The organism is Streptomyces sp. XY006 (assembly GCF_002237655.1).
GTDB lineage: Bacteria > Actinomycetota > Actinomycetes > Streptomycetales > Streptomycetaceae > Streptomyces > Streptomyces levis.
On the sequence record NZ_NOKT01000005.1, the window covers coordinates 111,463 to 123,438 of the forward strand.

At 75.0% G+C, this 11,976-nt stretch carries 12 protein-coding genes; 5 read left to right on the top strand and 7 right to left on the bottom strand.

Translation table 11 applies throughout. From position 1 onward, the window contains the following. Positions 1-20 precede the first annotated feature (20 nt). The 4 genes from CHR28_RS08140 to CHR28_RS08155 form a co-directional block, all read right to left on the bottom strand. On the bottom strand, positions 21-593 hold the full coding sequence (locus tag CHR28_RS08140; RefSeq protein WP_094052824.1) for a GNAT family N-acetyltransferase: 573 nt from the start codon (positions 591-593) through the stop codon (positions 21-23). A gap of 22 nt (positions 594-615) precedes the next feature. After that, positions 616-1,935 carry a hypothetical protein gene (locus tag CHR28_RS08145; RefSeq protein ID WP_094052825.1) on the bottom strand — a complete coding sequence of 440 codons (1,320 nt, stop codon included), beginning with the start codon at positions 1,933-1,935 and terminating at the stop codon, positions 616-618. 223 nt (positions 1,936-2,158) lie between these two features. Then, positions 2,159-3,436 carry a GAF domain-containing protein gene (locus tag CHR28_RS08150; protein WP_094052826.1) on the bottom strand — a complete coding sequence of 426 codons (1,278 nt, stop codon included), beginning with the start codon at positions 3,434-3,436 and terminating at the stop codon, positions 2,159-2,161. Positions 3,437-3,683: 247 nt separating this feature from the next. Next, positions 3,684-5,330, bottom strand: coding sequence for an acyl-CoA dehydrogenase family protein (locus CHR28_RS08155; protein WP_094052827.1), 1,647 nt, complete (start codon positions 5,328-5,330; stop codon positions 3,684-3,686). A gap of 110 nt (positions 5,331-5,440) precedes the next feature. Between CHR28_RS08155 and CHR28_RS08160 the strand changes: the two genes are divergently transcribed. Continuing rightward, complete coding sequence (locus tag CHR28_RS08160) at positions 5,441-6,592, top strand: YihY/virulence factor BrkB family protein (protein ID WP_094052828.1); 1,152 nt, start codon at positions 5,441-5,443, stop codon at positions 6,590-6,592. 16 nt (positions 6,593-6,608) lie between these two features. Here the strand turns inward: CHR28_RS08160 and CHR28_RS08165 are convergent, their stop codons facing one another. Beyond that, positions 6,609-7,502, bottom strand: a complete 894-nt coding sequence (locus tag CHR28_RS08165) for an NmrA family NAD(P)-binding protein (protein ID WP_107473114.1) — start codon at positions 7,500-7,502, stop codon at positions 6,609-6,611. An 81-nt stretch (positions 7,503-7,583) separates the two neighbouring features. On the opposite strand from CHR28_RS08165, the gene CHR28_RS08170 reads away from it, so the two are divergent. Together CHR28_RS08170 and CHR28_RS08175 are read left to right on the top strand one after the other, a co-directional pair. Beyond that, positions 7,584-8,519, top strand: a complete 936-nt coding sequence (locus CHR28_RS08170) for an AraC family transcriptional regulator (protein ID WP_094052829.1) — start codon at positions 7,584-7,586, stop codon at positions 8,517-8,519. Positions 8,520-8,706: 187 nt separating this feature from the next. Further along, the gene (locus tag CHR28_RS08175) at positions 8,707-9,396 is read left to right on the top strand and encodes a helix-turn-helix domain-containing protein (protein WP_094052958.1); all 690 of its coding nucleotides are present in this window, start codon (positions 8,707-8,709) and stop codon (positions 9,394-9,396) included. On the opposite strand, the gene CHR28_RS08180 is transcribed toward CHR28_RS08175, so the two are convergent. After that, complete coding sequence (locus tag CHR28_RS08180; RefSeq protein WP_094052830.1) at positions 9,376-9,780, bottom strand: VOC family protein; 405 nt, start codon at positions 9,778-9,780, stop codon at positions 9,376-9,378. The two genes, CHR28_RS08175 and CHR28_RS08180, sit on opposite strands and share 21 nt — an antisense overlap. A 76-nt stretch (positions 9,781-9,856) precedes the next feature. Between CHR28_RS08180 and CHR28_RS08185 the strand changes: the two genes are divergently transcribed. Next, entirely contained in the window at positions 9,857-10,510 is a 654-nt protein-coding gene (locus CHR28_RS08185; RefSeq protein ID WP_094052831.1) for a ThuA domain-containing protein, read from the top strand. 260 nt (positions 10,511-10,770) lie between these two features. Then, entirely contained in the window at positions 10,771-11,310 is a 540-nt protein-coding gene (locus CHR28_RS08190) for a peptidoglycan-binding domain-containing protein (protein ID WP_094052832.1), read from the top strand. A gap of 33 nt (positions 11,311-11,343) precedes the next feature. Here the strand turns inward: CHR28_RS08190 and CHR28_RS38920 are convergent, their stop codons facing one another. Further along, on the bottom strand, positions 11,344-11,931 hold the full coding sequence (locus tag CHR28_RS38920) for a helix-turn-helix domain-containing protein (RefSeq protein ID WP_373453336.1): 588 nt from the start codon (positions 11,929-11,931) through the stop codon (positions 11,344-11,346). Between the last annotated feature and the right edge of the window lie 45 nt (positions 11,932-11,976).

Consider the following 11,976-nt stretch of genomic DNA (forward strand, 5'->3'; position numbering starts at 1 on the left):
CGTGGGGGCGTCTGGCCAGGTCAGGCGGGGAACGCCCCAGGCCACGGTCCTGGAGCGGAAACCTCCGCTTCCTCCTCGACCTTGGTGTCGAACAGCTTGAAGCCACGGCGCTGGTAGTTGTCCATCGCGTGCTCCCCGTCCTTGCTGCAGGTGTGCAGCCAGACCCGCTTCGTCGGGGACAGCCCCGCCCAGCGGTCGGCGAGGTCCCAGGCCCGGGCGGTGCCGTAGGACAGCAGGTGCCCGCCGATGCGCCGGCCGCGGAAGGCCGGCAGCAGCCCGAAGTAGACGATCTCCACGACCGCGTCGTCCTGCGCCTCCAGCTCCACGTACCCGGCGGGCGTGCCCCGGTCGTACGCCACCCACGTCTCCACGCCCGGCCGCTCCAGGTGCTCGCGCCAGCGGGCGTACGGCCAGCTCAGCCGGTCGGTCCAGCGGATGTCGCCGCCCACCGAGGCGTACAGGAAACGGCTGAACTCGGGGGAGGGCACCTCGGAGCGGACGATCCGCACGTCCCCCTCCGGCGCGGCGGCCGGCAGGAGATCGGTCGGCGCGGTCTGCTCCAGGGACCAGGTGGTCACGGCGATGGTCGTCATGCGGGCCAGAAAACCATCCGGCCTACTCGTCTGTCGATCGGCCCAGTGCCCGGTCGACGGAGGTCAGCGGCAGCGCGAACAGCATCCGGCCCGACTGCGACCACACCTCACCGGTCTCCTCCCAGTAGGAGAGCGAACCCGAACCCCCGCTCCAGCAGTGCCGCGTCTCGTCCGTCCCGCACTCCGTCGCCCGGGCGCCGTCCACGTCCTGGCGCCACAGCGTCCCGTGCCCGCCCGGGGAACCCGCCGCGCGGTCCAGGTACCAGGCCGAGCGGTACGCCAGCACGCCCCGCACGTCGGCCGTCTTCGTCTCGTACGCCTCGACCGGCTCCGCACGCCCCGCGGAGTCGGTGCTGAGCAGACCGGAGCGGGCCGGGTCACGGCTGAGCGCGTAGCGCCACAGCCGGGTCGGGCGGTCGCCGTCCGCCGGCACCCACTCGCTCGCGACCAGGCTGTCCGGGGCCGTGCTGCGGTCCAGGGACACGGTGGCCGGGCGCGGCGCCTCGCCGCGGGGCAGGGTGTAGGAGCCGACGGCGGGCAGCACGTACCGGGAGCCGTGCGCCGCCCAGCCGCCCCGGACCCGGCCGACCGCGTCGGCCTCGACGGTGGCGCGCTGGATGCGGTCCAGGTCGTACACGTACAGCGCGTCCCGGTCGCCTTCGCGGGTCGTCACCAGCAGCTTGTCCTGGTACCAGACCATGCCGGACAGCGGGGAGACCAGGCCCCGGTAGTCCCGTCCGCCGTCCACCGGGACGGCGAGCAGGGCCCAGGCGTAGCGCGCCCGGGCGGGGTCGTTCGCGTCGACGAAGGCGACCTTGGCCAGGCCCCGCTCGGGGTCCGGTCCGTCGAGGGAGCCGCCCTCGGCGCCGCCGCGGCTCCAGCCGGACAGGATCACGCGGTTCCCTGCCCAGCGGCCGTCGTCGTCCGCGTCGCCCGAGGTGGTGACCGCGCCGGGCCGCCAGCCCCGGGTGTCGGAGGCGCCGAAGCAGTAGGCGCGCGTGGCGGCCGGCTCGACCGGCAGGCCGTGCCGGTCGGGGCCCGCGCAGTCCGCCGCGTTCCGCAACGGGAGGTCGGCGCCCTCCAGCACCGCGCCGACGCCGACGGGCCGGCCCATCTCCGAGGCCAGCCGGTCCAGCCACGGCCCGGGCACCCGCTGCTCGGCCAGCGGCAGCCGTCCCGTCTCGGCCCCGACCGGCCGCAGGGCTCCGGGGTCGTCGGCGACGGTGGCCTGCGAGGCGCTGATCATGGTGGCGGCGGCGGTGAGCGCGAGGGCCGTCCCGGCCAGGGTCGCGCGCAGCGCCCTTCCCCGCCTGCGCCGCCGGTGTCTGCCGCGATGCTTCATAACGTCCTCCCGAGGCGGACCAACTGCGCCTTGTGATCCGTACGTTGACGGAAGGGCAGGTGGGGTGGCCCGTACAGGGATGCTACGGCAGGGAGAGGGGGTGGCGGACGAAGACCCCGCAAATATGCGAAAGACGCACCCCTCGGGGCGGCCCGGGCGCCACGGTGCGTGAACCTCAGGGCGCCACGGCGCGTCCGTCCCGGGGCGCCGCCGCGCGTCGATGTCAGGGCGCCACCGGGGGCCGGCGCAGCCGCGTCACCGCCGGCGCGGCCGAGTGCGGCAGCAGCTCACCGGGGTCGTCCGGCAGCAGCACCTCGACCTCCGCGTCCTCGGCGAAGCGGTACGGCCGGTGCTCCAGGAACGCCCCCAGATACCGCCGTACCCGGGACATCTCGGCACGCACCGTCACCGTACGGTCCGGGTCGCCGAACACGTCCGCCGCCAGGCCCGAGGCGCTGCGGCCCGAGCGGTGCACGGCCAGCAGGTACAGCAACTCCGCGTGCCGCGGGCTCAGTTCCCGGGTCCAGGAGCCCGCCGCGCCGGCCACCTCCACCGACCAGCGGCGCGCCTGTCTGAGGTCCAGCACGATCCGGGTCCTGCCGCGCGGCACCGGCTCGTCGGCCGCAGGCCGCAGCAGCCAGCCCCCGGCCAGCGGCTCCACCGCGCACAGCCCGAGCGCCGGCAGCCATCTCAGGCCGGCCGACAGCGACTTCGGCAGGGCCACGCGCCGCGTGTACGGCATGCCGCTCACCGCGGCCGTCCAGCCGTCCGCGTCGACGGCCAGGGCGCGGCCGCCGAGCCGGGCCAGCACCGGCGCCGCCACCGCGCGCAGCCGCTCCAGCGACTCCAGGTGCATCTCCCGCAGCCGCGCCTCGGCGAGCCTGGCCACCGAGTCGACCCAGGAGAGCGTGGCCGGATGCATCGTCTCCAGCGGCCCGCTGACGTCCACCACGCCCAGCAGCCGCCCGTCCCGCGGATCCGTCAGCGGGGCGCCGGCGCACGTCCAGCCGGCCTGGGAGCGCACGAAGTGCTCGGAGGCGAAGACCTGTACGGGCCGGCGCACCACCGCCGGAGTGCCCAGACCGTTGGTGCCGACCACGCTTTCCCGCCAGTCCGCGCCCAGCTCGAAGCCGAGCACGTCCGCCCGGCGCAGCACCGGCGGGCTGCCCTCGCGCCACAGCACCCGGCCGTCCTCGTCGGCCACGACCATGATGTGGTGGGCGACGTCCGCCGCGGCCAGCAGGCCCTGGCGCAGCACCGGCAGCACATGCCGCAGCGCCGACGACTCACGGCGCCGCTGCACCTCCTCGCGGGAGAGCGGATCGGCCCGGACGTCACGCTCGGGATCGACGCCGCTGCGCAGCATGCGCTCCCAGGACTGCTCGATCACGGGGCGCGGCGGGACGGGAGCGCGCCGCCCGGACAGCCGGGCGGAACGGACCTCGCTGAGGACCCGGGCCGCACGCGTGGTGTCCACAGCGGCCAGGTGCGTGACGTCCATACGCGTGCGCCCCCCGTAGTTGCCTTTTTGACCGTCTGTCTCATAGTGCCGTCTGCCCCGGGGGTGTGCGCACAGTCCGCACACAGTCACCAGCAAGTTGCAACCCCCTGCAACCCTGGTGGACGGCCCGGCCCTGACCGAAACTTGTGCCGCGCCGTCCCGAGCGGCGTTCAGTGGCTCGAACGGGCCAGTGCGGCGGGGGTGGTGCCGTGTCGGCGCAGCACCACCTCCGCTTCCCGCGGACGGGTCAGGACGCCGGGTCGTGCTCCGGCCGGGCCCGCTCCACCACCGCCGCCAGATCGAGCGTGTGCGGCAGCGTCCCGAAGGCGGCGCCCCCGTCACCGCCCAGCCGGGCCGCGCAGAAGGCGTCGGCGACCTGCGGCGGCGCGAAACGGACCAGCAGCGACCCCTGGAGCACCAGCGCGAGCCGCTCCGCCAGACGCCGCGCCCGGCCCTCCACGCCCTCCAGGTCGGCCAGTTCGGTCAGCAGGTTCTTGATCGCCGCGTCCAGCCGGTGATCGGCGCCGCGCGCCTGCCCGACCTCCCGCAGATAGGCGTCGAGCGCCCCCGGCTCCCGCCGCAGCGCCCGCAGCACGTCGAGCGCCTGGACGTTGCCCGCGCCCTCCCAGATCGAGTTCAGCGGCGACTCGCGCACCAGCCGCGGCATCCCGGACTCCTCGACGTAACCGTTGCCGCCCAGGCACTCCGCCGCCTCCACCGCGACCGCGGGGCACCGCTTGGTCACCCAGTACTTGGCGGCCGGCACCGCGATCCGCAGCAGGGTCCGCTCCTGCTCGCCTCCGTCGTCGCAGGCCGCCGCGAGGCGCAGCGCCAGCGTGGTGGCCGCCTCGGACTCGATCGCCAGATCGGCGAGGACGTTGCGCATCAGCGGCTTGTCGACGAGCCTGCCGCCGAACGCCTCGCGGTGGGCGCAGTGGTGCACGGCCTGGGCCACCGCCTGCCGCATCAGCCCGGCGGAGCCGAGCACACAGTCCAGCCGGGTCGCCGCCACCATCTCGATGATGGTGCGCACCCCGCGTCCCTCCTCGCCCACCCGGCGCGCCCAGGTCCCCTCGAACTCGACCTCGGCCGAGGCGTTCGACCGGTTGCCGAGCTTGTCCTTCAGACGCTGGATCCGGAACACGTTGCGCGAGCCGTCCGGCAGCACCCGCGGCACCAGGAAGCAGGTCAGCCCGTCCGGAGCCTGCGCCAGCACCAGGAAACCGTCGGACATGGGCGCCGAGCAGAACCACTTGTGCCCGGTCAGCTCGTAGGCGCCGTCCCGGCCGAGCGGCCGCGCGGAGGTGGTGTTCGCCCGGACGTCGCTGCCGCCCTGCTTCTCCGTCATGGCCATCCCGAACAAGGCCCCGGCCTTCTGGTGCGCGGGCCGCAGCTCACGGTCGTAGACCATGGACGTCAGCCGCGGCTCCCACTCGGCGGCCAGGTCCGGGTCCGCGCGCAGGGCGGGCACGGCCGCGTGCGTCATGGACAGCGGGCAGCCGTTGCCGGCCTCGACCTGCGTCCACACCACGAAGGCGGCGGCCCGCCGCAGATGCCCGGCGGGCCGGCCCCAGGCCGCCGTCAGACCGGCCGAGACACCCTTGCCGAGCAGCCGGTGCCAGGCCGGGTGGAACTCCACCTCGTCGATCCGGTGGCCGTACCGGTCGTGCGTGCGCAGCCGGGGCGGATTCTCGTTCGCCTGCGCGCCCCACTCCTGCACCTGGGCCGAGCCGGAGGTCCGCCCGAGCGCCGACAGCTCGCCGAGCACCTCCTCGCGCAGCTCCGGCTCCAGATGCCGTTCGACCGCGGCGGCCAGGGCCCGGTCCGCGGAGAAGACGTCGTACCCGACCAGCGGCGGGACCTGGTTCGTCACGAGGTGCGTGCTGCCTGCCATGGTGCGAACGTACCCCGCGGTAGCACCTCGGTCACCAGCGGACCCGGCCCGGTGTGCGAAGACCCGGCCTGTGGGTGAGTGGGGCCGGGCACGGCGGATACCGTTAGGGGGTGCAGCCAGCAAGTGAAACCCCCGACACGCCCTCCGGGCGCCTCCACCGTGCGCGGGCCCTCTACCGGAACGTCTCCAAGCGCAAGACCGCCTGGCTGTTGCTCAAGGACACCGTCAACTCCTGCATCGAGTACCGCATCCTGGGGCTCGCGGCCGAAGCCGCCTTCTTCACGCTGCTGTCGGTGCCGCCGCTGCTGCTGAGCATGATCGGGCTGCTCGGCTACGTCGACGCCTGGACCGGCGCCGACACCATCGCGAGCCTGCGCAGCAACCTCCTGGAGGCCTCGCGCACGGTGCTGTCCGACCGCGGCGTGCGCGAGATCGCCGAGCCGATCCTGCACGACGTGATGAAGGGCGGCCGGGTCGACGTCATCTCCCTCGGCTTCCTGATCGCGCTGTGGTCGGGCTCCCGCGCGGTGAACGTGTTCATCGACACCATCACTGTGATGTACGGCCTCGACGGCGTCCGGGGCATCGTCAAGACCCGCCTGCTGGCCTTCCTGCTGTTCATCGTCGCCCTGCTGATCGGCTCGGTCGCGCTGCCGCTGATGGTGGCGGGCCCGGACGCGATGGTGGACATCCTGCCGTGGTCGACGACGTTGGTGCAGGTCCTGTACTGGCCGGTGGTGATACTGCTGTCGATCGCGTTCCTCACCACGCTCTACCACGTGTCCGTGCCGGTGCGCTCCCCGTGGATCGAGGACGTGCCCGGCGCGCTGGTCGCCCTCGGCATGTGGGTGCTGGGCAGCTTCCTGCTGCGGATCTACCTCCAGAACACCGTCGAGGGCGCCACCATCTACGGCTCGCTCGCCGCCGCCGTGGCCGTGCTGCTGTGGATCGGCGTGTCCGCCTTCGCCGTGCTCGTCGGGGCCGCGGTGAACGCCGCCATCGACCGGGTCTGGCCGGCCGCCGCGACGGCCGCCGCCCGTGAGGCCAACGAGCGGATGCGCCAGGCCCAGGTCGCCGAGTACGTGGCGCGCGCCGCCGCCCGGGGCGAGGCCGACCCGGACATGCCGTCCGAGTTCCCCGAGCGCTGGTCCCGCTTCCTGCCCCCGGAGGACGTCACGGCCCGGCTGCGCACGCAGGTGAGGTCCACCCACGGCAAGAACGGCCACGGCACCGGGGAGGGGCAGCCGCCCGCCGGGAAGTGACGGGCCGGCCGGGTCCTCAGGGCCGCCAGGTGCCGGCCGCCGCCTCCTCCCGCACGAAGTCCGAAAAGCTCCGGGGCGCCCGGCCCAGGACCTTCTCCACCCCGTCCGAGAGATGCGCGTTGCGGCCGTCGAGGAGGGTGTCGAAGATCGAGGTCAGGGCGGCGGCCTCCCGCGGCGGCACCCCGAAGCCGGCCAGGGCCTTCCCGTAGTCCCGCGTCGAGACCGCCCGGTACGACAGCGGCCGTCCCGTCGCCGCGGCGATCTCCGCGACCGCCTCCCCGAAGGTCAGCAGCCGCCCGCCGGAGAGGGTCAGCGTCCGCCCGGTGTGGCGGTCGCCGGCCGTCAGCGCGGCCACCACCACGTCCGCGATGTCCCGGACGTCCAGGAACGGCTCACGTACCTCGCCGGCCGGGAACACCAGTTCGCCCCGCTGGCGCAGCTCCGCCACCAGCGGGCCCTCACTGAAGTTCTGCGCGAACCACGCGGCCCGTACGACCGTCCAGTCCGCGCCCGAGGCGCGCAGCGCCTCCTCGGTGGGCAGGGCCTGGTCCTCGCCCCGCGCCGACAGCAGCACCAGCCGCCGCACCCCGAGCCCGACCGCTTCCCGCGCGAGCGCCCCGACCGCCTCGGCGGCACCCGGAGCGCCGACGTCCGAGGGGAGGGCGAGGTAGGCCGCGTCGGCGCCCCGCAGGGTGTCCGCCCAGGTCGAGTCGTCCCACCAGTCGAAACCGGTCGCCCGTGACGCCGCCCGCACGGTCAGTCCGGCGGCCTCGGCGGCCCGCGCCACGCGGCTGCCCGTACGGCCGGAGGCGCCGGTGACCACGAGCGTCGTCCCGCGCGTGTTCCTCGCGGTGTCGTGTGTCGTGTCCTGCGTCGTGTCCTGCGTCGTGTCGTGTGCCGTGTTCGTCATGCCGTCGAGTCAACTGCCGTACGGCGGACGGAACCATCGCTGAACGGCTCATTCCCATACGGCCGCGTCTACGCTGGCCGTATGGACGCTCTCGCAGGCCTGCTCGAAGGCCCCCGGGCACGGGGTGCGTTCATGATCAGGGCGTGCTTCGACCCGCCCTGGGCGGTGCGGGTGGAGGACCGGGCGCCGCTCACCGTGATGCTGGTCGTGCGCGGCGAGGCCTGGGTCCTGCCCGACCGGGGCGAACGCACGCGGCTGCGCGCCGGCGACCTCGCCATCGCCCGCGGCCCCGACCCCTACACCTGCGCCGACGCCCCGGGCACGGCACCCCAGGCGCTGATCTTGCCCGGCCAGGAGTGCCGCCACCCCGACGGGCGGCCCCTCAACGGCTCGATGGACCTCGGCGTGCGTACCTGGGGCGACCGGCTCGACGGGGGCACCGTCCTGCTGATCGGCACGTATCCGATGCCGGGCGAGATCGGCGGGCGGCTGCTGGATGCCCTGCCGCCGCTGCTCACGCTGACGCCCGAGGTGTGGGACTGCCCGCTCACGCCGTACCTGTGCGCGGAGATCGTGCGGGACCAGCCCGGCCAGGAGATCGTCCTGGACCGGCTGCTGGACCTGCTGGTCATCGCCGCGCTGCGGGCGTGGTTCGCCCGGCCCGAGGCGGCGGCACCGGCCTGGTACCGGGCGCTGGCCGACCCCGTCGTCGGCGGGGTGCTGCGCCTGCTCCAGGACGACCCCGCCCACCCCTGGACGGTCGGCGCGCTCGCGGCCAAGGCCGGGGTGTCCCGGGCCGCCCTCGCCCGCCGGTTCACCGGCCTGGTCGGCGAACCGCCGATGACGTACCTCACCGGCTGGCGCCTCGCGCTTGCCGCCGACCGTCTGCGCGACACCGACGACACCCTCGACGCGGTGGCCCGCAAGGTCGGGTACGGCAGCGCGTTCGCCCTGTCCACGGCGTTCAAGCGGCTGTACGGGGTGAGCCCGGCGGAGTACCGGGGGCGGGTGGGGTAGGCCGGACACCTGGCTCCGGTCGGCCGTCTGCCGCGGTCGGTGCGGAGCGGGTGCCGAGCGCCGTGCGGGGTGCCGGTGGCGGGGTGTGTGCGGGTGTGTTGTGGCCGGTCGCGCAGTTCCCCGCGCCGCTTGGGGCGCGGTTCTCCGTGTCCCTGAGGGCGGCGCGCGGCGGCGTAGCCTGGTGGGCGTGTATGCGGAGCGGGTGTCGCGGCTCGCCGGGGCGGTCGTGTGGACCAATACCCCGGAGCCGTCCGGGGCGGGGCGGGTGCTGCCGGACGGGTGCATGGACCTGCTGTGGCACGACGGGCGGCTGCTGGTCGCCGGGCCGGACACCCGGGCCCACCTCACGGACGGCGAGGGCGGCCCCTGGGCCGGCATCCGTTTCCCGCCGGGCACGGCGCCCACGCTCCTCGGCGTCCCCGCGCACGAGCTGCGCGACCGCCGGGTCGAGCTGGCGGAGCTGTGGCCCGCCGCCGAGGTGCGACGGCTCACGGCCCGGGTGCGGGCGGCCCCCGACCCCGTGAGCGGTCTGGAGCAGCTGGCGCTGCGGCGGGCGGCCGAGACGGACCCGCCCGACCCGCTGCTGCGGCAGGTGGTCGCGGCTCTCGACGCGGGCCGCCCGGTCGCCGCCACCGCCGACGAACTCGGCGTCGGGGCACGCCGGTTGCACCGCCGCTCCTTGGCCGCCTTCGGCTACGGGCCCAAGACCCTGGCCCGCATCCTGCGGCTGCGCCGCGCCCTCGCGCTGGCCCGGGCCGGCACGCCGTTCGCGGAGACGGCCGCCCGGGCCGGATACGCCGACCAGGCCCATCTGGCGCGCGAGGTGAGGGAGTTGGCCGGGCTGCCGCTGAGCGGTCTACTCGGCCGCGGCGCCTAGCGGGGCGAACAGGTCCACCCCGTTGCCGTCCGGGTCGAGCACCACGGCGTACCGCTGCCCCCAGAAGGCGTCCCAGGGCTTGAGCTCCCCGTGGTACCCGGCGCCGGTCAGCTCCGCGTACAGCGCGTCCACCTCGTCCGGCCCGTCGCACCGCAGGGCCAGCGAGGTCCTGCCCCCGCCCGACGGGGGACGCCACCCGGGCAGGAAGGAGCGGACCGTCTCCTCGGTGTCGAGCATCAGCCGCAGCCCGCCGGGCAGCGGGGCCTCGGTGTGCGGCTGGTGCCCGGCGTCCTCGGGGAAGGCGAACCCCAGCCGGCGGTAGAAGGCGACGGAGGCGGCCATGTCGGAGACGACGAGGCCGATGGCATCGAATCGTGCGGTCATGGGCCCACCGTAGGCAGGGCCGCGACGGCCGGTCTTGAAGGAAACGGACACCGGACGGCCGGTTAGGTTCGATGCCATGGCTCCCCGACTGCTCGTCCACACGCGCACCACCGACTACCGGCACGACTCCATCCCGGCCGGGGTCGCCGCCCTGCGCGCCCTCGGCGCCTTCGAGGTGCACGCCACCGAGGACCCCGCCGCCCTGGAACGGCCCCTGGACGGCTACGCGGCCGTCGTCTTCCTCTCCACCAGCGGCGACATCCTCACCCCGGCCGGCCGGGAGCGGCTCGCCGCGTACGTGGAGTCGGGCGGCGGCTTCGTCGGCGTGCACGCGGCGGCCTGCACGGAGTACGGCTGGCCGTACTACGGGGAACTGCTGGGCACGTGGTTCGACCGCCACCCCCGCCACCAGCCGGGCAGGGCCGTCGTCGAGGACCACGACCACCCGGCGACCCGGCACCTGCCCGCCGTCTGGGAGTTCACCGACGAGTGGTACGACTTCCGCACCAACCCGCGCGGCACGGTCCGCGTCCTGGTCACCGCCGACGAGTCCTCCTACGAGGGCGGCGGCATGGGCGAGGACCATCCCCTGGTCTGGTGCCGCGACCACGGCCGGGGCCGGGTCTTCTACACGGCCCTCGGCCACGCCGCGGAGGCCTACGACGACCCCGCCTTCCGGGCGCACCTGCTGGGCGGCATCTCCTGGGCGGCCGGACGGCCCCTGCCCTGAGGGGCGTTCCGCACCTCCTGTGGCCGCCGGGACCTGCCCGGCGGACCCGCGTCCGTTCCCCCGTCCCACGCGCGTCCCCGGACGACCCGTCCCCGGGCGGGACGCCGCCGCCCGGCGCGTGAACCGTCCCTGGACGGTCCGTGGACGCCGGGAACGCTCGCCGCGGCCGGTGCCGGCCCATGAGGCTGTGCCGTGCCAGACGAGACGAGCCGCCCCAGGGGGAGACCCGCGGGGGACGGCGGTTCGGAAAGGACAACCGCATGAGGATGCGCAATCGGGCCATGGCGATGGTGACGGCCGCACTGCTGGGGGCGGGCGGCACCGGCATCGCCCTGGCACCCACCGCGAACGCCGCCCCCGCCTACTTCGGCATCGACGGCGGCGGCGTCGTCACCAACGACTGGGAGGACGAGGAGAACCTCGGCGTCGACGCGTACTCCAGGGGCAACGCCATCGCCCTGTGGGAGGCCGTCCTGTGGGCGGACGGCGCCCAGTGGGAGGACGACGAGGGGGAGTGGCGGCCCTTCAAGAAGAGCCAGATCGACGGCTCGTTCGGGCCGGAGACCGAGTCGGCCACGCAGTGGTGGCAGAGCCGGCACAACCTCCCCGAGACCGACGGCACCGTCGTCAGCGAGAGCTGGGACTTCGCCCAGACCCGGCTGCAGAGCCTGCCGGGCAACATCGTCCAGTACAAGGGCGACGCGCAGAAGGTCAACTTCAAGCGCGTGCGCGGCAAGTACCAGGTGAAGCTCAGGAACGTCGGGCCCTGGAAGAACGCGTACTACCGCAGCCTCGGCTGACCGGGCCTCGGGGCGCGGGTGACCCTCGCGGGGTCACCCGCGCCCCAGCGGCAGTACCCACAGCAGCCCGGCCAGCAGCACGACGATGACGGCGAAGGAGACCAGGGCCGCCGCCCGCCACCGCCGGTGCGCGAGGCCGGCGCCCGGCGCCCCGGCCGCCGGCACCCCCGCCGACCCGGCCGCGCCCGCCACGCCGTGCGGTGGCACGCCCGGCGGAAACGCGCCCAGTGGTGACGCGCCCGGCGGTGACGCACCGAGTGGTGACGCACCGAGTGGTGACGCACCGAGTGGTGACGCACCGAGTGGTGACGCGCCCGGCGGTGGCGCGCCCGGTGGTGGCGCGCCGGCCACGCAGTGCGGCCACGTCGGATCGGCGAGGTCCCACAGCGCCAGCAGCCGCGCCTGTTCGGCGCCCGCGACCCGGCACAGCGCCTGCACCGCACCCCTCGGCGGCTGCTTGGCACCGCTGAGGTACCGCTGCCACGACGACTTGCTGTAGGCCGTCCGCCGGGCCAGCTCCGCCAGGCTCAGACCCGTGCGGTCCTTCAGTGAGCGCAGTTGCTCGACCAGGTGCCGCGCCTCCCTCGGCAGTGCCTCCGGAAGCGGCCGCCAGCGTGTCATGGTCGTCCCCCCACCGCTCGCCGCCGCCCCACCCCCGGGCGCCGG

Bases quoted from the DNA above. Each gene is read 5' to 3' on its own strand.
- CHR28_RS08185 (WP_094052831.1), top strand. From the start codon at position 9,857: ATGGCTCCCCGACTGCTCGTCCACACGCGCACCACCGACTACCGGCAC.
- CHR28_RS08145 (WP_094052825.1), bottom strand. From the start codon at position 1,935: ATGAAGCATCGCGGCAGACACCGGCGGCGCAGGCGGGGAAGGGCGCTG.
- CHR28_RS08150 (WP_094052826.1), bottom strand. From the start codon at position 3,436: ATGGACGTCACGCACCTGGCCGCTGTGGACACCACGCGTGCGGCCCGG.
- CHR28_RS08180 (WP_094052830.1), bottom strand. From the start codon at position 9,780: ATGACCGCACGATTCGATGCCATCGGCCTCGTCGTCTCCGACATGGCC.
- CHR28_RS08190 (WP_094052832.1), top strand. From the start codon at position 10,771: ATGAGGATGCGCAATCGGGCCATGGCGATGGTGACGGCCGCACTGCTG.
- CHR28_RS08155 (WP_094052827.1), bottom strand. From the start codon at position 5,330: ATGGCAGGCAGCACGCACCTCGTGACGAACCAGGTCCCGCCGCTGGTC.
- CHR28_RS08165 (WP_107473114.1), bottom strand. From the start codon at position 7,502: ATGACGAACACGGCACACGACACGACGCAGGACACGACGCAGGACACG.
- CHR28_RS38920 (WP_373453336.1), bottom strand. From the start codon at position 11,931: ATGACACGCTGGCGGCCGCTTCCGGAGGCACTGCCGAGGGAGGCGCGG.
- CHR28_RS08170 (WP_094052829.1), top strand. From the start codon at position 7,584: ATGGACGCTCTCGCAGGCCTGCTCGAAGGCCCCCGGGCACGGGGTGCG.
- CHR28_RS08140 (WP_094052824.1), bottom strand. From the start codon at position 593: ATGACGACCATCGCCGTGACCACCTGGTCCCTGGAGCAGACCGCGCCG.